This window comes from Rhodovulum sp. PH10 (genome assembly GCF_000293785.1).
In the GTDB taxonomy this organism is placed as follows: domain Bacteria; phylum Pseudomonadota; class Alphaproteobacteria; order Rhizobiales; family Xanthobacteraceae; genus Rhodoplanes.
In genome coordinates, this window is record NZ_AKZI01000090.1 from 59343 (window position 1) to 78813 (window position 19471).

At 70.8% G+C, this 19471-nt stretch carries 15 protein-coding genes and 1 pseudogene; 5 read left to right on the forward strand and 11 right to left on the reverse strand.

All coding sequences use genetic code 11. The annotated features are described in order from the left end of the window. The first annotated feature begins 141 nt into the window (after nucleotides 1-141). Nucleotides 142-1533 carry a cytochrome ubiquinol oxidase subunit I gene (locus A33M_RS15205; protein WP_040620838.1) on the forward strand — a complete coding sequence of 464 codons (1392 nt, stop codon included), beginning with the start codon at nucleotides 142-144 and terminating at the stop codon, nucleotides 1531-1533. Nucleotides 1534-1549: 16 nt separating this feature from the next. After that, on the forward strand, nucleotides 1550-2551 hold the full coding sequence (gene cydB, locus A33M_RS15210; RefSeq protein ID WP_008388750.1) for a cytochrome d ubiquinol oxidase subunit II: 1002 nt from the start codon (nucleotides 1550-1552) through the stop codon (nucleotides 2549-2551). Nucleotides 2552-2581: 30 nt separating this feature from the next. On the opposite strand, the gene A33M_RS15215 is transcribed toward cydB, so the two are convergent. The 3 genes and pseudogenes from A33M_RS15215 to A33M_RS15225 form a co-directional block, all read right to left on the reverse strand. Continuing rightward, on the reverse strand, nucleotides 2582-4084 hold the full coding sequence (locus tag A33M_RS15215) for a glycosyltransferase family 39 protein (protein WP_008388752.1): 1503 nt from the start codon (nucleotides 4082-4084) through the stop codon (nucleotides 2582-2584). Between the two features lie 312 nt (nucleotides 4085-4396). Further along, a pseudogene (locus A33M_RS25395) lies at nucleotides 4397-4984 on the reverse strand (ribonuclease HII); the annotation flags it as partial. Between the two features lie 341 nt (nucleotides 4985-5325). Continuing rightward, on the reverse strand, nucleotides 5326-6516 hold the full coding sequence (locus A33M_RS15225; RefSeq protein WP_008388755.1) for a PA0069 family radical SAM protein: 1191 nt from the start codon (nucleotides 6514-6516) through the stop codon (nucleotides 5326-5328). 248 nt (nucleotides 6517-6764) lie between these two features. Between A33M_RS15225 and A33M_RS15230 the strand changes: the two genes are divergently transcribed. Then, nucleotides 6765-7352 (forward strand): glycosyltransferase, encoded by a 588-nt coding sequence (locus A33M_RS15230; RefSeq protein ID WP_008388757.1) that lies wholly within the window; start codon nucleotides 6765-6767, stop codon nucleotides 7350-7352. 36 nt (nucleotides 7353-7388) lie between these two features. On the opposite strand, the gene A33M_RS22490 is transcribed toward A33M_RS15230, so the two are convergent. Next, nucleotides 7389-8195 (reverse strand): universal stress protein, encoded by an 807-nt coding sequence (locus A33M_RS22490; protein WP_008388759.1) that lies wholly within the window; start codon nucleotides 8193-8195, stop codon nucleotides 7389-7391. A gap of 401 nt (nucleotides 8196-8596) precedes the next feature. On the opposite strand from A33M_RS22490, the gene A33M_RS15240 reads away from it, so the two are divergent. Next, on the forward strand, nucleotides 8597-8992 hold the full coding sequence (locus tag A33M_RS15240; protein WP_192814123.1) for a hypothetical protein: 396 nt from the start codon (nucleotides 8597-8599) through the stop codon (nucleotides 8990-8992). A 111-nt stretch (nucleotides 8993-9103) separates the two neighbouring features. On the opposite strand, the gene A33M_RS15245 is transcribed toward A33M_RS15240, so the two are convergent. From A33M_RS15245 to ligA, 3 genes are all read right to left on the reverse strand, one after another. After that, entirely contained in the window at nucleotides 9104-9658 is a 555-nt protein-coding gene (locus A33M_RS15245; RefSeq protein WP_008388762.1) for a disulfide bond formation protein B, read from the reverse strand. Nucleotides 9659-9922: 264 nt separating this feature from the next. Beyond that, nucleotides 9923-10297 (reverse strand): hypothetical protein, encoded by a 375-nt coding sequence (locus A33M_RS15250; protein ID WP_157223499.1) that lies wholly within the window; start codon nucleotides 10295-10297, stop codon nucleotides 9923-9925. Nucleotides 10298-10406: 109 nt separating this feature from the next. Beyond that, a complete protein-coding gene (gene ligA, locus A33M_RS15255; protein ID WP_008388766.1) occupies nucleotides 10407-12548 on the reverse strand; it encodes an NAD-dependent DNA ligase LigA in 2142 nt (713 codons plus the stop codon). Nucleotides 12549-12614: 66 nt separating this feature from the next. On the opposite strand from ligA, the gene A33M_RS15260 reads away from it, so the two are divergent. Beyond that, complete coding sequence (locus A33M_RS15260) at nucleotides 12615-12902, forward strand: GIY-YIG nuclease family protein (protein ID WP_008388769.1); 288 nt, start codon at nucleotides 12615-12617, stop codon at nucleotides 12900-12902. A gap of 188 nt (nucleotides 12903-13090) precedes the next feature. Here the strand turns inward: A33M_RS15260 and recN are convergent, their stop codons facing one another. The 4 genes from recN to ftsZ form a co-directional block, all read right to left on the reverse strand. After that, nucleotides 13091-14761 (reverse strand): DNA repair protein RecN, encoded by a 1671-nt coding sequence (gene recN, locus A33M_RS15265; protein ID WP_008388771.1) that lies wholly within the window; start codon nucleotides 14759-14761, stop codon nucleotides 13091-13093. A gap of 141 nt (nucleotides 14762-14902) precedes the next feature. Beyond that, on the reverse strand, nucleotides 14903-15775 hold the full coding sequence (locus tag A33M_RS15270) for an outer membrane protein assembly factor BamD (protein ID WP_040620844.1): 873 nt from the start codon (nucleotides 15773-15775) through the stop codon (nucleotides 14903-14905). 288 nt (nucleotides 15776-16063) lie between these two features. Next, nucleotides 16064-17023: a UDP-3-O-acyl-N-acetylglucosamine deacetylase gene (gene lpxC, locus A33M_RS15275; RefSeq protein ID WP_008388776.1), complete on the reverse strand. Its 960-nt coding sequence runs from the start codon at nucleotides 17021-17023 to the stop codon at nucleotides 16064-16066. Nucleotides 17024-17658: 635 nt separating this feature from the next. Further along, entirely contained in the window at nucleotides 17659-19467 is a 1809-nt protein-coding gene (gene ftsZ / locus A33M_RS15280) for a cell division protein FtsZ (protein WP_008388781.1), read from the reverse strand. Between the last annotated feature and the right edge of the window lie 4 nt (nucleotides 19468-19471).

Here is a 19471-nt window from a genome sequence, read left to right on the forward strand (position 1 = left end):
CCGCGTCCCCGCGGGGCATTCGGACGTGCGTCACCCGAGCACGGTCCGAGCTTTCACCACATCGCCCGCGTGTCCGGTCCGTCGCCCGATCCGGCCGCTCGTCCGGGGCACGGTCGCCAGTACTTTCCGGGGTTCCACGTGATGGACTTCGATCCGGTCGTTCTCGCGCGCATCCAATTCGCCTTCACCATCACGTTCCACATCATCTTTCCGAGCTTCACCATCGGCCTGTCGGCCTGGATCGCCACGCTCCTGGTGGTCGGCCAACGCACCGGCGATCCCCGCTATCCGCGCCTCGCCCAGTTCTGGACGAAGATCTTCGCGGTGTCGTTCGCGCTCGGCGTGGTGTCCGGCATCGTGCTCTCCTATCAGTTCGGCACCAATTGGAGCCGCTTCTCGGTGGTGGTCGGCAACGTGCTCGGCCCGCTGCTCGGCTACGAGGTGCTCACCGCGTTCTTTCTCGAGGCGTCGTTCCTCGGCATCATGCTGTTCGGCCTCGGCCGCGTGCCGCGCACGCTGCACACCGCCTCGGCGGTGATCGTCGCGATCGGCACCGCCATCTCGGCGTTCTGGATTCTCTCCGCCAACAGCTGGATGCAGACGCCGACCGGCCACGTGATGATCGACGGCATCGCCCACCCGCAGGACTGGTGGGCGATCGTCTTCAATCCGAGCTTTCCCTATCGCCTCGCCCACATGCTGGCGGCCGCCTATCTCACCACCGCCTTCGTCGTGCTCGCGGTCGGCGCCCGCTGGATCCTGGCCGATCGCCACGGCGAGGAGGCACGGCTGATGGTGAAGATGGCGGTCGGCATGATCGCCGTGCTCGCCCCCTTGCAGCTCTTCATCGGCGATCAGCACGGGCTGAACACGCTCGAGCACCAGCCGACCAAGGTCGCCGCGATGGAGGCGCACTGGGAGCGTGGCCCGGCCGACTTCCACATTTTTGCCTGGCCCGACCAGAAGGCCGAGACCAACCGCTTCGCGATCTCGATCCCGCGGGCCGGCTCGATGATCCTCACCCATTCGTGGGACGGCGTGGTGCCCGGCCTGAAGGACGTGCCACCGGAAGATCGCCCGCCGGTGCCGAACGTGTTCTTCGCCTTCCGCATCATGCTGGCGATCGGCTTCGCGATGATCTTTCTCGGGCTCGCCGGCGCGGTGCTGTGGTGGCGCGGCGGGCTGTTCACCACCGGCTGGTTCCTGAAGACGGTGTCCTACACGTGGTGGTTCGGCTTCGTCGCGGTGATCGCCGGCTGGATCGTCGCCGAGAGCGGCCGCCAGCCATGGATCGCCACCGGCATTCTGCGCACCGCCGACGCCGCCTCGCCGGTGCCGGGCGGCAGCGTCGCCGCCACCCTCGCGCTGTTCGTGCTGGTCTATGGCGTGGTGTTCTCGATGGGCATCTACTTCATCAACCGGCTGCTCGCGAAAGGCCTCGCCGGGCCGTCGGGCGAGCCGCCGCGCAGCGGCACGCCGCTGCGCCCGCAGTCGGCCGCCCGCGAGGCGGGCCGCGAGTTCCTCGGGTCCTGATCGGAGACGATGCGCCATGGAGATCGATCTCGCGATCGTCTGGGCCGGCGTGCTCGGCACCGCCGTCGCCCTCTATGTGGTGATGGACGGGTTCGACCTCGGCATCGGCATTCTCTTCCCGTTCGCCGAGAACGAGCGGCAGCGCGACCAGATGATGGCCTCCGTCGCCCCGTTCTGGGACGGCAACGAGACCTGGCTGGTGCTCGGCGGCGGCGGCCTGCTGGTCGCCTTTCCGCTCGCCTATTCGGTGGTGATGCCGGCGCTCTATCTGCCGGTGATTGCCATGCTGCTGGCGCTGGTGCTGCGCGGCGTCGCCTTCGAGTTCCGCGCGCCGCACGCCGGCGCCACCGCCGCCTGGAGCGTCGCCTTCTTCGGCGGCTCGCTGCTCGCCGCATTCTTCCAGGGCGTCATTCTCGGCGGCTACATCCAGGGCATCACGGTGGCCGACCGCGCCTTCGCCGGCGGCCCGTTCGACTGGGCGACGCCGTTCGCGGCGCTGTGCGGCCTCGGGGTGGTGACCGGCTATGCGCTGCTCGGCGCCACCTGGCTGATCATGAAGACCGAGGGGCCGGTCGCCGAGCGGGCGCGCCGGCAGGCCCGCGGCCTCCTGATCGCGGTGATGGGCCTGATGGCGGCGGTGAGCCTGTGGACGCCGCTCGCCTTCCCGCGCATCTTCGAGCGGTGGTTCACCGCGCCGAACATCTACGTCCTGTGGATCGTGCCGGTGGTCACCGCGGCGCTGGCGATCACCGTGTGGCGCACCACCGAGCGGCACGACCAGGTGCCCTTCGTCGGCACCATCGGGCTCTTCCTGCTCGGCTATCTGGGGCTTGCGATCTCGACCTATCCTTACGTGGTGCCGCCCTCGCTCACCATCTGGGACGCCGCCGCCGCGCGGTCGAGCCAGATCTTCATGCTGACCGGCACGGTGGTGCTGTTGCCGATCATCCTCGGCTACGTCGCCTTCGTGTACTGGCTGTTCCGCGGAAAAGTCGGCGAGGACGAGAGCTATCACTGAGCCGCCCGGCCCGTGGGCGGCCGGCGCCGATCACTGCGGCCGCAGCATGCCCCAGCCGATCCGCATCAGCGGCAACCGGCCCTGAATCGTGCGCGAAAAAGTTTGCGGAACCTCGGGCACCAGGCCCGGAAAGCGCGCGGCGATGTCGGGCGGCGGCGTGCCGGCGGTGTCGGTGGTCGGCCACACGATCACCGCGCCTTTCTCGCGCAGATCGCTGCCTGTGACCCACGGCGTGCGGTCGGGCGCGGCGTCGAAATAGAAGCTCGGGCGCGACGGCGCGGCGATCGCGATCAGCGTCGCGAGGCGCGGCGCGCCGGCGACGATCCTCAGCGGCTTGCCGGTGCGCCGCTCGAACGTCTCGCCGAAGAACCGGCCGATCGCCCCCGCCGGCTGGGCGATCGGCACGTCGGTCTTGGCGACGAACGGCAGCACGCCGACCGCGGCGGCGGCGATCAAGGGCGGCGCGGCGAGCAGCAGGCTCCAGGCGAGCGCGGTGAGGCCCTGGCGCTGCAGCGGGATCGTGTTGCCGGCGAGCACCACGATCGCGAGGCCGGACAGCACCACGTACGGCCCGAAACCGCCGATCGGCCCGCCCTCGCCGATCACCGCCCGCATCACGATCGCCGTCAGCGGCAGCGCGATCGCGAAGAACAGCACGAAGCGCCGCTCGAGCGCGGTGGAGGGATTGCGGGTGAAGGTCGGCACCTTGTCGCGCGGCGCCCGCAGGCCGCGGCCGAGCAGCACCAGCACGACCGCCCCGAGATGGGCGACGACCAGGCTGCCGAGCAGCGCGCCGCCGCGCAGCACCGGCTCGACGCCGGAGACCGCCAGCCGCTCGCGGCCGGTCCACACCCCCCACATGCCCGAGACGTCGACCCACAGGAGGTGGGGAAACACGACGACGGCGACGAGAAACAGCGCGACCCACGGCTCGATGCCGCGCAGCGTCGCCCGCGCGCGCCGGCTGGTCGCGGTGAAGACGGCGATGGCGACCAGCAGAACGAGCCCGGCATATGTGGTGAGCAGCAGGAGCGCGAGGCCGATCGCCATCACGTACCAGGCGCTGCGCCGCCCCTCGCCGACCACCCGCCAGAAATGGCGCAGCACGAACACCGTGAGCGGCATGGCGAGGATCGGCGGGCCGAAGTCCGGGCTCGGCACGGCGATCACGGCGATGCCGACCATCAGGAGCACGGCGAGCGCCGCGTGCTGCGCGCCGACGATCGCCCGGCCGAGCGTGAACACGCCCCACAGCGTCAGCACCACGCAGATTTGCGAGAGGAAATAGACCCCGCCGATGCCGGCGACCCGGAAGGCGAGCTCGGCGAGCCAGCTGGCGAGCGGCGGGCCCCAATAGGAGCCGAGCTGGAACTCGTGGCCGATCGCGACGACCAGCGGCAGGTTGCCGGGCGGCGCCGAGTAGAGGAGCGTCGGCACCAGCCACCACAACAGCGCCTGGGTGAGCGCCGCCGCCCACACCATCGCCTTCGGATTTGCGCGCAGGAGCTCGACGAACAGGGAGACGTGCAGCATCGGCGGGTACGCTCGGCGCGGGGCGGGCGGCACGGGCACGAGCCCGGCGACCGCTCGGGACGAGCCGCCGCCCCCGGGTGGTAGCAAACCGCGCCCGGCCTAGGAAGCGATGCCGAGCACCGGCAAGGTGGCGGGCGCCTCGGTGGCGGCCCCTTCTGCGGCGGCCTCGACTGCCAGCCTCTCGGCGGCTTGCCGCTCCGCTGCGGCCGTCTCGGCAACGAGTTGCTCAGCGACGAGTCGCTCGGCGACGAGGTGCTCGACGGCGATGTGCTCCGCGGCGAGTTGCGCGGCGACGCGTTGCGCGGCGGCGCGCACCGGCGCGAACGACTGCCGGTGGTGGCGGGTCGGGCCGAGCGTCGCCAACGCACGGGTGTGGGCGGGCACGCCATAGCCCATGTGGCGCTCGAAGCCGTAGCCCGGACAGGCGGCGCCGATCCGCGCCATCAGGCGGTCCCGCGTCACCTTGGCGACGATCGAGGCGGCGGCGATCGACAGCACCAGCGCATCGCCCGAGATCACCGCACGGCAGTCGCACGGCACGTCGATCTTGTCGCAGCCGTCGACGAAGACGAGCTGCGGCGCCACCGGCAGCGCCCGCACGGCGCGCGACAGCGCCCACAGCGAGGCTTGGCGGATGTTGTCGCGGTCGATCCGCGCCGGCGAGCCGAAGGCGACGCCGACCTCGGCCATCGCGCAGATGCGCTCGTAGAGAATTTCGCGCTTTTCCGCCGTCAGCTTCTTCGAATCGTCGAGGCCACGCGGAATCCTTTGCGGATCGAGGATCACCGCGGCGGCGACCACGGGTCCGGCGAGCGGCCCGCGTCCGGCCTCGTCACAGCCGGCGACCGGCCACAGCCCGGCTTTTCGCGCGGCGCGCTCGCGCGCAAAAGTCGGGCGCAGCGGCTCCTCCGCGAGCGGCAGACGCGGCGCGGATTCTTGCGGGGCGGATTCTCGCAGCGCGGATTCTTGCGGGGCGGCGGCACGGCGGCCGGTCGGGCGACTCATGCCGCCGAGCGTGACCGCCCGCCGGCCGATGCGCAAGCCCGGGCAGGCCGGAGAGCCCGGGCGAGCGGCATCCGTCCATCTCCCACGCATTCGGAGGAGAATCGCAGAGGCTTTCACCCGAAAGCGACTCGGGCGCGCGCCGCACGCTCGGTTCATTCCGCAAGGACCTCCATCGGCGGCGTGCCGGCGCTCACCGTCGTATCGAACTCTCCTCCTCGAATCTCCCCGTCTCCTCCTCAAAACAGCTCGAGCTGCGCCTTCGCCGTCATCGGCACGGCAAAGTGCTCGGTGGTGAGGCTGGTGCGATGGCGGTTGAGGCCGAGCCTCGCGCACGCCTTCTCGAAGCGGCGGCCGAGCATCCAGGCGTACGGCCCGGAGCCGGTCATCCGCTCGCCGAACGTCGAGTCGTAATCCTTGCCGCCGCGCATCTGGCGGAGCAGCGTGAAGACGCGGCGCTCGCGGTCGGGGAGCTCGGCGAGGAGCCATTCGCGGAACAGGTCGCGCACCTCGCGCGCCAGCCGCAGCAGCACGTAGCCCGCCCCCTCGACACCGGCCGCAGCGGCGGCATCGAGGATGCGCTCGATCTCCGGGTCGGTGACCGCCGGGATCACCGGCGCCACCATCACCGTGGTCGGCACCCCGGCCTCGGCGAGCGCGGCGAGTGCCGCGAGGCGCTTTGCCGGTGTCGGCGCGCGCGGCTCCATCGTGCGGGCGAGCTTTTTGTCGAGCGTCGTCACCGACAGCGCGACCCGCACCAGCCGCCGCTCGGCCATCCGGGAGAGGATGTCGAGGTCGCGCACCACGAGGTCGGATTTCGTCACGATGCCGACCGGATGGCCGAACCGCTCCAAAACCTCGAGGATGCGGCGCATCAGCCCGGTCTTGCGCTCGAGCGGCTGATAGGGATCGGTGTTGGTGCCGATCGCGATCGTCTTCGGCACGTAGCCGCGGGCCGACAGCTCGCGCTCGAGAAGCTCCGGCGCGTCCGGCTTCATGAACAGCTTCGATTCGAAATCGAGCCCCGGCGAGAGGCCCATATAAGCGTGGGTCGGGCGGGCGAAGCAGTAGACGCAGCCGTGCTCGCAGCCGCGATACGGGTTGATCGAGCGGTCGAACCCGATGTCGGGGGATTCGTTGCGGGTGATCACCTTGCGCGCGGTGTCGATGCCGACCGTGGTCTCGAACGCCGGCAAGTCTTCGAGGCTCTCCCAGCCGTCGTCGAAGGCGATGCGGGCGAGCGGCTCGAACCGCCCGGTGGCGTTGCTGACGGCACCGCGGCCGCGGCGCCGCTCGGGGGCAATCGGCGGCACGGTGTCCGGCCACACGTCGGGCACCGGGCCGGGCACGAGACGGGTGACGCCGTCCGGCGGGACGGCACGGCCGTCGCGGGACGGCAGGGGACGGCGGCGGGCGGGGGTTGCGCTCATGGGGGGAAACATAATCCTGGTTAACGAACAAAACAAGAACAAATCGGCGTGAACACCGCCCTCCCCGTCCTCGCCGCCATCGCCCCCCCCCGTCGCACCGGCGAAACGCCGCGGAAAGAATCGAAATTCCTCAACGACGTCCGTATAGTGCCGCCGGCTTTTCCTTCCCGGCCGACTGCACGTCGGGCGCGCGATCTCGCGCCGCCTCGTGCGCAGAAAAAAGGCCGGCGGCGAGCGAGCGAGGGGACATGTTGAGCGTCATCATCCCGGCACGCGATTGCGAGCGCCCGCTGGTGCGCACGCTCGCGGTGCTGGTCGGGGCGGCGGTCGCCGGCACCGTGCGCGACGTGATCGTGGCGGACGGTGGCTCGACCGACGACACCGCCCAGGCGGCGGAGATCGCCGGCTGCACCGTGCTGGTGTCGGAGGCGCCGCTCGCGGCGCGGCTGAAGGAGGCGGCGGCGCAGGCGCGCGGTCCGTGGCTTCTGTTTCTGCGGGCGGGGGCGCTGCCGGACGGCGGCTGGGACGACGACGTGGTGCGCTTCGTCGAGACTGCCGAGCGGCGCGGCACGGTGGAGACCGCCGCGGCGTTTCGTGGCGTGCCGCTGGCCGACGACGGCGCCTCGTTCGGCCGCCGGGCGGTGGCGCTCCTTCGCGAGACGTTTTCGCGCAAGCCCTCGCCCGACCAGGGCTTGCTGATCAGCCGGCGTTATTACGACGCGCTCGGCGGCCATCGGGATGCGGGCGATCCCGAGGCCGAGCTGTTGGGGCGGATCGGCACCCGGCTGGTGCGGCTGCGCAGCGCCGTCACCATCCCGCCGGAGCCGGCCCCCTGACGCCGGCCCGGTCCGACCGAACCGGTGGAAAAATCCTCAGCCGGCGCACAGCACCGGCACGGTGAGCTGGCGCAGCGTCGGCATGCCGCCGCGGCCGCGCTCGAACCGCCCTGCCCCGGCGCGCCCGGCGATGCCGAGCGTCATCAGGTCGGCGCCGTGGTCGGAGGCGAAGTTCAGGAGCACGTCCATCACCGTCTCCTCCTCCAGCACGAACGGCTCGAACCGCGCCTTCACCCCGTGCCGCTCGAGATGCGGGATCACCCGTTCGGCAAAGTCGTTCCGCTGGTCGCGCTCGTAGGCATAGAGCACCAGAGCGTCGGCGTCGGGCGACAGCAGCGGCAGCGCGTCGGTGAGCGCGCGGGCGGCCCCGGCGGTCTCGCCCCAGGCAAAAATCGGGCGGCGGCCGATGGTCTCGAAATGGCCGGCATAGGGCACGACCAGCACCGGCCGGCCGCTCGTCGCGCACACATGGGTCGGCAAGGTCGGCGGCACATAGGCGCGCTGCGTCTCGTCGTGCTGGCCGGCGATCAAGAGGTCGAACTGACCGGCGAGCTGGCTCATGCGGCGAAGAATCTCCTCCTCACCGCCGCGATTGAGATCGATCCACTCGGTGCCGAGCGCACCCGCCTGCGCGGCAAAGACCTCGCGGCTGGCGGCGGCGGCCTCCGCATAGATCGCCGGCGGCCATTGCGCGATCACGCCCACCCGGTGCGCCTCGGCGAGATCGGCGAACACGCCGGTGAGGCGCGCCTCGTGACGCTCGGCGAGCCGCATGGCGAGCGCCAGCCGGTCGGCGCTGCGCGGGCCGGGATCGAGGTGGACCAAAATGTTCTTCAACGCCATGTCGTTCCTCCAGTGGGTCGTGACGGCACGGGTCACGCCTCGTTATGCCGGCGCCAGTCTCCCGGAAAGGTCGGCCTCCGGCAAGGATTTCGCGCGCACACGGGCGTCGGATTTTGGTCGCATGCGGCACCGTCTCGTGGCTCCTCCGGGGAGTTCTCGGGGGCGTGGTCGGGGGCGTCCTCGGGGGCCCTCCGGGCGGGTCGGCGAGCGGCGAAAACGGCCGAACGCGCGGTCGTGATCGCGATTCGCGGGGACGCAGGCCCGCTGCCCGCCGATACCGCTTGACAATGTGACGGCGCCTTCTAAATCCGACCGCAACGCCGAGCCCGGGTTCGGCTCGGCCGTGCGTGACGTTTCGTCGCCGCGCACGCTCGTATCCATGATCCAGGGAGGATGTGGCTATGAGGACGTTCCCGAGCGCGCCTTTGCGCTGCGAGACCTCCGATCTCGACCTCGACGGGCTTCTGCAACCCGCGCTCGCCTTCGGGCATCCGAGCGCCGTGGTGGCCGACCCCGATCTCAGCCTCAACGAGAAGCGGGCGATCCTCGCCGCCTGGGCGTCCGACACCTGTGCGGACGCGGTGGAGGCCGCGCCGCATCGCGACGTCGCGGGGCCGCTGCCGGTCTCGGCCGACGAGGTGCTGGAGGCGTTGCGGATGCTCGACCGCGCCGCCCGCACCAACGACGGCGCCGAGAGCTGCCGGCGCGCCGTGCGGCGCTGGCGTCACCGCGGGCTGCGCCGCGACCGCGACACCACCTCGCGCCTGCCGCCGTTTCCGGGCCGCTCCTGGCAGTGATCTTCTGGCAGTGACCTTCTGGCAGTGATCTTCCGGGCGTGACCCGAACGGGCTTCTCGTCTTGCGCCGGGCCGCCATGGGCAGCCCGGCTTTTTGCTGGGTACGCGGCCGTCAGGCGCTTCGGCGCACCGTCGCCACGAAGCCGGCGCCCGCGACCAGCGCCAGCCCGGTGGAGAGCACGGCGTTCCAGCCGGCGAGCGACAGGCCGAGGAAGCGCCACAAGACCACGTCGCAGCGCACGACGGTGGTCGTCTGCAGGCTGTCGAGCAGATTGCCGGCCCGTCCGAAATCGCCGATGTCGCCGGTGCAGTCGGTCGGCCCCGCCCAAAGCCCCCATTCGACGCCGGCGTGATAGCCGCCGATCCCCGCCGTCACCAGGAGCGCGACGGTGAGCACCGCGAGGCCGAGCGCGACCAGGCCGCGCGGCGCCCGGAAGCGCGCCGCCAGCACGAGCGCCAGCGCCAACGGCACCGCGATATAATGCGGGATGCGCTGCTCGAAGCAGAGCGGGCACGGCGGGATCTTCAGCACGTGCTCGAAGAACACCGCGCCGAGCAGCAGGGCGACCGAGCCCGCCAGCACCACCAAGGCGGCGATCCCGCCGGGCGGCAGCCGGCGCGGCGTGGCCGAGGCGGACAGGTCGGTGTCGGCGGTGCGGGCGGTCATGAAGAGGCTCTCGGCGTTCGTGACGGAGGGACGACGGCGCCCCCTTGTTTCCCGGCATTCCGGCCAAGGCAAGGCGCTCGTGCACAAAGCCGCCCGCTGGGCCGCCATCGTTGCCCACCAAAATCACCCGCAGCTCGACCGTCGTGATCGTAGGGTGCAATAGCGAAGCGCATTGCCCCCTCCGGACCGCGAGGTTCGGCGGAAGACGCTGCGCTATTCCGCCCTGGGATCCCGGGCTGGGCTTGCTGCCGGGCGGACGACCGCTCAGGTCGTCCGATCGTCCGTCTTGCCGGTCGGCCTGTCCGGCCCCGCCAATCGCGCTGGCGCCATCCACGGCAGCATCGCGCTCGCCGCATTGATCCAGGGCAGGAAGGCGAGCTGCGTCGCCTGCATCCACAGAGCGAACGGGTTGGTCGTCTCGACCGCCTGCCGGAAGGCCGCGAACGACGGCACCGCCTGCAGATCGATCGAGATGCGCTCGCCGGAGCCGTCCGGCAGCGGCCGGTGAACGATCTCGATCGTGACGTTCGGCAGCCGCGCCACCGCGCGGATTTGGTCGGTGTCCATATCGGGTTTCCGGCCGGTCGTCTGGCCGACCTCCGGGCCGGTGGCGGCCTCCGCGCTGTCGTTCGGTTGCACGTCGCTCTCCCTCGCGATGCCGGCCCGCCCGGCCGCCTGCGCGACCGAGCATTTGCCGGGCGAATCCTCGTGACGAACGCCGACGTCCCACAACGCCGCGGTGCAGAGATTACCCGCCCGCACGCTCCCCGACCAGGGCGAACCACTCGTCCTCGGTGAGCACGGTGACGCCGGCGTCGCGCGCCTTGGCGAGCTTGGAGCCGGCGCCCGGCCCCGCCACCACGTAATCGGTCTTTTTCGAGACCGAGCCCGCCACCTTGGCGCCGAGCCGCTCGGCCATCGCTTTCGCCTCGTCGCGCGTCATCTGCTCGAGCGAGCCGGTGAACACCACCGTCTTGCCGGCGACCGGCGTCGCCTCGAGCGGCTTTTCCGCATCCTCGATCGTCGTGAGCTGACCGACCAGATTTTCGACCACGCGCTCGTTGTGCGTCTCGCCGAAATACTTTGCGACGGCGTCAACCACCGCGTCGCCGATCTGGTCGATCGCGTCCATTTCCGCTCGCGCGTCCGCGTCACCCGCGGCGATCCGGCGGGCGACGGCGAAGAAGGCGTCCCACGTGCCGTAGGCGCGGGCAAGCTGGCGCGCCGTGGTCTCGCCGACATGTCGGATGCCGAGCGCAAAGATCAGCCGCTCGAGCGGAATCGTTCGCCGCGCCTCGATCGCGTCGACCAGATTCTTCACCGAGGTGGTGCCGAACCCCTCCTTGTCCTTCAGCTTCTTGAAGTTCGTCTCGTCGCGCGCGGCGAGCGTGAAGATGTCGGCCGGCTCCTTCACCGGCAGGTCGGGATCCTCGAAGAAGAAGGCGATCTGCTTCTCGCCCAAGCCCTCGATGTCGAACGCGCGGCGCGACACGAAGTGCCGCAAATGCTCGACCTTCTGATAGGGGCAGGCGAACTCGCCCGAGCAGCGGCGCACCGCGCCTTCCTCGCCGCCGGCGGTGGTTTCACGAACCACGGGCGTCTTCAGCTCACACGGGCAGACGGCCGGGAATTCGTACGGCACGGCATCCGCCGGCCGCTTGTCGAGGACGACGCCCAAAACCTGCGGGATCACGTCGCCGGCGCGCTGGATCTGCACCGTGTCGCCGATCCGCACGTCGAGCCGGGCGATCTCGTCCGGATTGTGCAGCGTCGCGTTCTGCACCACGACGCCGCCGACCGTCACCGGATCGAGCTTGGCGACCGGGGTCAGCGCGCCGGTGCGGCCGACCTGGATCTCGATGTCGCGAAGAATCGTCAGGGCCTTCTCGGCCGGAAACTTGTGGGCGATCGCCCAGCGCGGCGAGCGCGACACGAAGCCGAGGCGGTCCTGCAGGTCGAGCCGGTCGACCTTGTAGACGACGCCGTCGATGTCGTAGCCGAGCGTCGCGCGGCGCTCTTCGATATCGTGATAGACGGCGAGCAGCTCCTCGACCGAGCCGCACGTCTTCATCAGCGGGTTGGTGACGAAACCGAGCGCCTGCATCCAGCCGACCATGCCGGCCTGCGTGTCGGCCGGCAGCGCGCCGGAAAACTCGCCCCACGCATAGGCGAAGAATTTCAGCGGCCGGTCCCGCGTGATTTTCGGGTCGAGCTGGCGCAGCGAGCCCGCCGCGGCGTTGCGCGGATTGGCGAACACCGGCTTGCCGGCGGCCGCCTGCCGTTCGTTGATGCGCGCGAAATCGGCGTGCGAGAGATAGACCTCGCCGCGCACCTCCACCACCTCCGGCACGCTGTCGTCGCGCAACCGTTTCGGCACGTCGTCGATGGTGCGCACATTGGCGGTGACGTCCTCGCCCTCGAACCCGTCGCCCCGCGTCGCCCCGCGCACGAGGTGCCCGTTCTCGTAGCGCAGCGAGCACGACAGGCCGTCGATCTTCGGCTCGGCGGTGATCGCCAAGGGCTCGTCGTCGGCAAGACGGAGAAACCGGCGGATGCGGGCGACGAACTCGGCGACGTCGCCATCGGAAAACGCATTGGCGAGCGACAGCATCGGCACCGCGTGCCGAACCTTTGCGAATTTCTGCGACGGCGCGGCGCCGACCGTGCGCGAGGGCGAGTCCTCACGGATCAGCTCGGGAAAGCGCGCCTCGATCTCGCTGTTGCGGCGACGCAGCGCGTCGTACTCGGCGTCCGAGACTGTCGGCGCGTCGTCCTGATAGTAGCGCCGGTCGTGCCCAGCGATCTCTTCGGCGAGCCGTGCGAGCTCGTCCGCCGCCTCCTCGGGGGAGAGGGCGGAGACGGGGGTGGTGATATGATCTCGTCCTGCCATGAGCCGTCATTCCGGGGCGCGGGCGAACGCCCGCGAGCCCGGAATCCATAACCACGGGAGCGGCGTTTGTCCTACCATGTTTATGTCCTGGCGAGCCGCAAGCACGGAACGCTCTACATCGGGGTGACCGGCAACCTCGTCCGCCGCGTTCACGAGCACAAGACGCACGCCGTGAAAGGATTCACCGCCCGTTACAGCGTCGACAAGCTGGTCTGGTTCGAGACTTACGACGACCCGGCCCACGCCGTCGCGCGCGAGAAGGAGCTGAAGAAGTGGAGGCGGGACTGGAAGATTCGGCTGATCGAGGACTCCAATCCCGCATGGGTCGATCTGTACGACGGGGTCTGCCGGTGACGACGCTGCGTCGTCCGATCTCACGGCGCACGGGCCGGCCCGACATCCACGATCCGGGATTCGGGATATCGGCTCTCGGCCGTTCCGGGGCGTAGGCGATCGCCCGCGAGCCCGGAATTCACACTCGTGCACAGGGGTCATGGGTTCCGGGCTCGCCGCTTCGGGGCGCCCCGGAACGACGGGGACCGTCATTCCCCCGCCGCGGCGATCAAGCGGTCGGCGGCGGCGCGGGCCTCTGCGGTGATCTCGGCGCCCGACAGCATGCGGGCGATCTCCTCGCGCCGGGTCTCGGCGTCGAGCACGGACACGCGGGTCGCGACCCGCTTGCCGCGATCGAGCGTGCCCTTGGCGATGAGGAAATGCCGGTTCGCGCGCGCCGCCACCTGCGGCGCATGGGTGACGGCGATCACCTGCACGCCGCGCCCGAGGCGCGCCAGTCGCACGCCGATCGCGTCGGCCACCGCCCCGCCCACCGCCGTGTCGATCTCGTCGAACACCAGCGTCGGCGCCGAGCCGCGGTCGGCGATCACCACCTTGAGCGCCAGCAGGAAGCGCGACAGCTCGCCCCCGGAGGCGACCTTCATCAGCGGTCCCGCCGCGGTCCCCGGATTGGTCTGCACGAAGAACTCCACCCGATCGATGCCGTGCGGCCCCGGCCTGTCCGACTCGGTCGAAATCTCGGTGGAGAATTTCGCCCGCTCGAGCTTGAGCGGCTTGAGCTCTCCATTGACCGCCTTGTCGAGCTTTTGGGCGACGCGCTTGCGCTGATCGGAGAGCGCCACCGATGCGGCATCATAGCGGACGGCAGCGGTCGCCGCCTCCGCTTCCAGCGCGGCGAGCCTTTCCACCCCGGCGTCGAGCGTCGCGACGTCGGCGGCGTAGCGGGCGGCGAGTGCCGCCAGCGCATCGACCGCGACATTGTACTTGCGCGCCGCCGCGCGCAGCGCGAACAGCCGCTCCTCGATCCGTTCGAGCAGGCCGGGATCGTGGGCGGAGGCGGCGAGCGCCGCCTCGAGATGGCCGCGCGCCTCGTCGAGCGCGACCAGCGCGGCGTCGATCGCAGCGACCGCCGGCGCGACCGAACCGTCGGCCGTGCCGCGCCGCTCCAGCCGGCGAACCGCGGCGGCCAGCACCGGCCCCGGCGACTGCGGGCCGGAGACGACCGCCAGCGCGTCGCGCAGATCGTCGGCGGCTTTTTCCGCCTGCATCATCGCGGTGCGGCGCTCGGCGAGCGCGGTCTCCTCGCCCGGCTCGGGGGCGAGCTCGGTCAGCTCCTCCACCGCATGGCGCAGCCAGTCGGCCTCGCGGCCGGCGCGCTCCACCTCGGCGCGGTGCGCGGCGAGCGCGGCGGCCGCATCGCGGCGCAGCGCCCACAGGCGCGAGATCGCGGCGACGTCCGCATCGAGGCCGCCATAGGCGTCGAGCAGCGCCCGGTGGGTCGCCGGATCGACCAGCGCGCGGGCGTCGTGCTGGCCGTGGATCTCGACCAGCAGCGCGCCGAGGCTCTTGAGCACCTGCACCGACACCGGCTGGTCGTTGACGAAGGCCCGCGTGCGGCCGTCGGAAAGCTGCACACGGCGGAGAATCAGCTGGTCCTCGCTCGCGATGTCGTTCCCGGCGAGCAGCGCGTGCACCGGATGCGCGACGGCCGGCTCGAACACCGCCGTCACCTGCCCCTGCTCGGCGCCGCTGCGCACCAGCGAGGCGTCGCCACGCGCCCCGAGCGCCAGCGAGAAGGCGTCGAGCAGGATCGACTTTCCCGCCCCGGTCTCGCCGGTCAGCACCGAGAGGCCGGCGCCGAAATCGAGATCGAGGCGGTCGATGAGGACGATGTCGCGGATCGAGAGGCGGGCCAGCATGGATCGGCTCGGGCCGTCGGACACGGCCGGTGATGAACGCCGCTCGCCGCGGCGCAGGGACGACCGGCACTGTAGATACGCGAACGGCCGGGACAAGCCCGGCCGTCGCACGAATTCACATCGGCAGCAACGCGCGGGCGTTCACCCGAGCCCGCCGAGGCCGACCTTCTTGAAGGCGCGGCTGATCCACGAGCCCTGGTTCTCGCTCGGCTCGAAGCCGCCGCCCTTCACCAGGCGATAGGCGTCCTTGTACCAGGGGCTGTCGGGGAAGTTGTGACCGAGCACCGCGGCCGCCGTGCGCGCCTCGTCGACGATGCCGAGCGCCATGTAGCACTCGGTGAGGCGCATCAGCGCCTCCTCGACGTGGCGGGTGGTCTGGTACTGCGTCACCACGATCTTGAAGCGGTTGATCGCGCCGATGAAGTTCTTCTTGCCCATGTAGTAGCGGCCGACCTCCATCTCCTTGGCGGCGAGATGGTCGCGCCCGACCTCGATCTTCTTGCGCGCCTGCGGGGCGTACTCGGAGTCGGGGTATTTTCGGATGACGTCCTCGAGCGCCTGGATCGCCTTCTCGGTGCCGGTCTGGTCGCGAGTGACGTCGGGGATCTGGTCGAAATAGGAGGCGCCGATCAGATATTGGGCATAGGCGACGTCCGGGCTGCCCGGATGCATCTGCACGTAGCGCTTGGCGGCGGCGATGCACTCGTCGTACTGGCGATTCTCGTAATAGGAATAGGCCGCCATGATCAGCGATTTACGAGCCCATTCCGAATACGGGTGCTGGCGGTCGACCTCCTCGAACTTCTTCGCCGCGTCCTTCGGCGAGCTCTTCTCGTTCAGGAGGAAGAGGCCCTCGTTGTAGAGCTTGTCGGCTGGGATGTCGGGGCCGATGCCGTCGTCGTCCTTGCCGAACAGGCTGCCGAGGCTGGAGCAGCCGGCGACGATCAGCAGCACCGGCAGAATTGCGGCGATGCGGCCGAGCGGCGATGCGCGCCGCGACAATCGTGGAACCACGCCTCGCCCCCTTCCCTTGAAGCTCGTGGCGGGCCGCCGTCGCGGCGCCGTCGATGCTGGTCGCCGGTCGGCCCCTCCCCCGGGTCCTCTGGCGGCCGCAATGAAGCCGGACATTCGGCCGGTAATGTGGCGAACCGCCGCCCTCTCCCGTGCGGATCCACCCTGATATGGCGGGATTTGGCCGGACCCGGCCGGGCGCACGAACCAAAACCGCGCCGTGTCCGGTGCGGGCACGACGCGGGAAAGACGACGCCGGGGACGATGTCCGCGCGCCGGAGCGCCGGAGCGTCAGGACACGTCGGGGCCGAAGGCCGGGGCGGCGACGCCGGCGGTCAGCTCGGCATGGCCGCGGGCCGGCTTGCGCGCGGCGGCCGGCACGGCGTCGACCAGGGTCCAGGCCGAGCGGTTGGCCATCAGCGCCGAGATCACCGCGTGGTTGAGCTTGTGGCCGCCGCAGGTCGAGCGATAGACGCCGATCAGCGGGGCGCCGGCGAGCGACAGGTCGCCGACCGCGTCGAGCGCCTTGTGGCGGACGAACTCGTCAGCGAAGCGCAGGCCGTCGGGATTGAGGATGCGGTTGTCGGCGACGACCACGGTGTTCTCGAAGCTCGCGCCGAGCGCGTAGCCGGCGCTCCACAGCTTGGCGACGTCGCTCATGAAGCCGAAGGTGCGCGCCCGCGCGAGCTCGCGGCGGAACGTGTCGGGCTCCAGGTCGAAGGCCAGCTCCTGGCGGCCGATCAAGGGGTTGTCGAAGGCGATGGCGATCTCGAAGCGCATCCCGCGATCGGCCGGCAGCAGCTCGCCGAAGGCGCGGCCATTGGCCACCCGGATCGGCTCCAGCACCTTGACGAAGCGGCGCGGCGCGGCGGTCGCGACGAGGCCGACCTTGTCGATCGCCTCGACGAACTCGGCGGCGCTGCCGTCCATGATCGGCACCTCGGGGCCGTCGACCTCGACCACCACATTGTCGACGCCGAGCCCCGACAGGGCGGCGAGGAGGTGCTCGGCGGTGGAGCACAGCGCGCCGGACGCATCACCGATCACGGTGGCGAGCTCGGTGGCGACCACAGCGCCGACGCCGGCGCGGATCTCGCGGTCCGGCTTGCCGTCCTCGCCGGGGCGGAAGAAGACGATGCCGGTGCCCGGATCCGCCGGATGCAGCGTGAGAGTGGCCGGTACGCCCGAATGGACCCCGATGCCCGAGACCGTGACGTCCGAGCGCAAGGTGGTCTGTCGGCCCGTTTTCATCGTGAAACGTCCCATCGAAACTCGACCGTGCCGCGGGCTTTCGCCGCAGCGATCAGTTGAAGCTTTCCCCCACGGGACGCTGAAGCGGCGCCGTCAAAGCCCCGCGCTGTTTCCGCGCGTGAGCAGCCCCGTTGCGGCCCCACTTCGTCCCCGTGCCGAGCGGACGATAACCGTCTGGCGGGACACGGCCAATTCACGGTTTCTTACCGATTGTTACCTGAAAAACGAACGACTTCCGTCGGAGTTCCGACGCGGTTTTTCTGCGAAAAACGGCGGTTTTCGCCATCCATCCACCGCTCCTTCGCCAAACTCGACCCCTGTGGGTAACGATTCGTTTCTGTCCGTGTGATAGCGCGAGGCCCCTTTCGCCCGCGAATCGTCTTGCGACCACGGTGATTCGACTTTGCGACGCCCGCGCGAAACCATCGACTGATTCGCGGCCTGCCCGCCGCAACGCCCCGGCGATACGCCTGCGCGGCACACCACCGGGCGGCGCTCCCCACCGCCACACCTCCGTCGTGAACGCGGCGCCGCCGCTTTTGCTCCACGCGGCAGACACGAAAACGGCCGGGCGAAAAACCCGGCCGCTTCGTGCGGAAGTCTCGTGGTCTCGAAGAGGCCGAGGGCGTTCGCCCTCAGGTCGCCTGCCGGCGCAGGAAGGCCGGGATGTCGAGCTGGTCCTCGTCCGGATGGTTCTGCACCGGGGCCGGACGGCCGTGCGGGTCGAGGCCCTGCGGGGCCGGCGGCGCCGACGGCCGACGGGCATAGTCGGAGACCGGCTCGGGCGCGCGCGGGGCGGCCTCGGGCCGCATCGGCGGCATCCGCTGCACCGGACGCTCGGAGGTCACCGGGCGGCCCTGCGGCTGCGGCTCGGCCGGGCGATGGTCCTCGTCGCGGCGGCCGAGGCCGACCGCGGCGAGGCGCTGCAGCAGGGTCAGGCGGCGCTTCTCCGGATGGTCGTGCTCGACCGGCTCGCCACCGCGGCTCGCGCGGATCTCGGCCTGGGCCGGCAGCGGCAGCTCGTCGATCCGCGGCATGCGGGTCGGCCGGCTGGCCGGACGCTCCGGCTGCGGCGGGATGAACACCTTGGCCGGGGCCTGCTCCTGGGCCTTGGCGGGCTCGGGCGCGAGGTCGGGCACGAAGGCCGGCTTCGACTGGATCGGGCGGATGGTGACGTCCTCGATCTCGCGCGGGCCGAGCGCCTCGGCGACGGCGGCCGCGGCCGCCGCGTCGATGCCGGGATTCTGCGCGAAGCCGGTCGGGCCCTGGTTCACGTCGGGCATCGACGGCGCCTGGCCGCGCTCGCCCTCGGGCCGCTCGATCCGCTCGGCGATCCGCTTGTTGTCGGTGCGCAGCCGGCCGGCGAGCTCGGCGATGCGCGACTCGTGGGCGGCCGCCGCCTGGGCGTCGGGCGCGCGGGCGGTGAAGGCCTCCACCGCCGGCACCGGCGTCTGCTGCGGCTGGGCCGCCGGCATCACGCTCTGGTCGACGCCGGTCGCCACCACCGACACGCGGATGATGCCGTCGAGCGTCTCGTCGAAGGTGGCGCCGACGATGATGTTGGCGTCGGCATCGACCTCCTCGCGGATGCGGGTGGCGGCCTCGTCGACCTCGTAGAGGGTGAGGTCCTTGCCGCCGGTGATCGAGATCAAGAGGCCGCGGGCGCCCTTCATCGACACGTCGTCGATCAGCGGGTTGGCGATCGCCGCCTCGGCGGCGCGCAGCGCGCGCTTCTCGCCGGTGGCCTCGCCGGTGCCCATCATCGCCTTGCCCATCTCGCGCATGACGGCGCGGACGTCGGCGAAGTCGAGGTTGATCAGGCCTTCCTTGACCATCAGGTCGGTGATGCAGCCGACGCCGGAAAAGAGCACCTGGTCGGCCATCGAGAAGGCGTCGGCGAAGGTGGTCTTCTCGTTCGCCACCCGAAACAGGTTCTGGTTCGGGATGATGATGAGGGTGTCGACGACCTTCTGCAGCTCGGCGATGCCGTTCTCGGCGAGCCGCATGCGCCGCGCGCCCTCGAAGTGGAACGGCTTGGTGACGACGCCGACGGTGAGGATGCCGAGCTCGCGGGCGGCACGCGCGACCACCGGAGAGGCGCCGGTGCCGGTGCCGCCGCCCATGCCGGCGGTGACGAACACCATGTGGGCGCCGTTGAGGTGATCGCGGATCTCGTCGAGCACCTCTTCCGCGGCGGCGCGGCCGACGTCCGGCTGCGAGCCGGCGCCGAGGCCCTCGGTGGCGGAGACGCCCATCTGGATGATGCGCTCGGCCTCCGACATGGTCAGCGCCTGGGCGTCGGTGTTGGCGACCACGAAGTCGACGCCCTGCAACCCCCCGCGGATCATGTTGTTCACGGCATTGCCGCCCGCACCGCCGACCCCGAACACGGTGATCCGCGGCTTCAGCTCCCGGATGTCGGGGATCTTCAAGTTGATGCTCATGGCT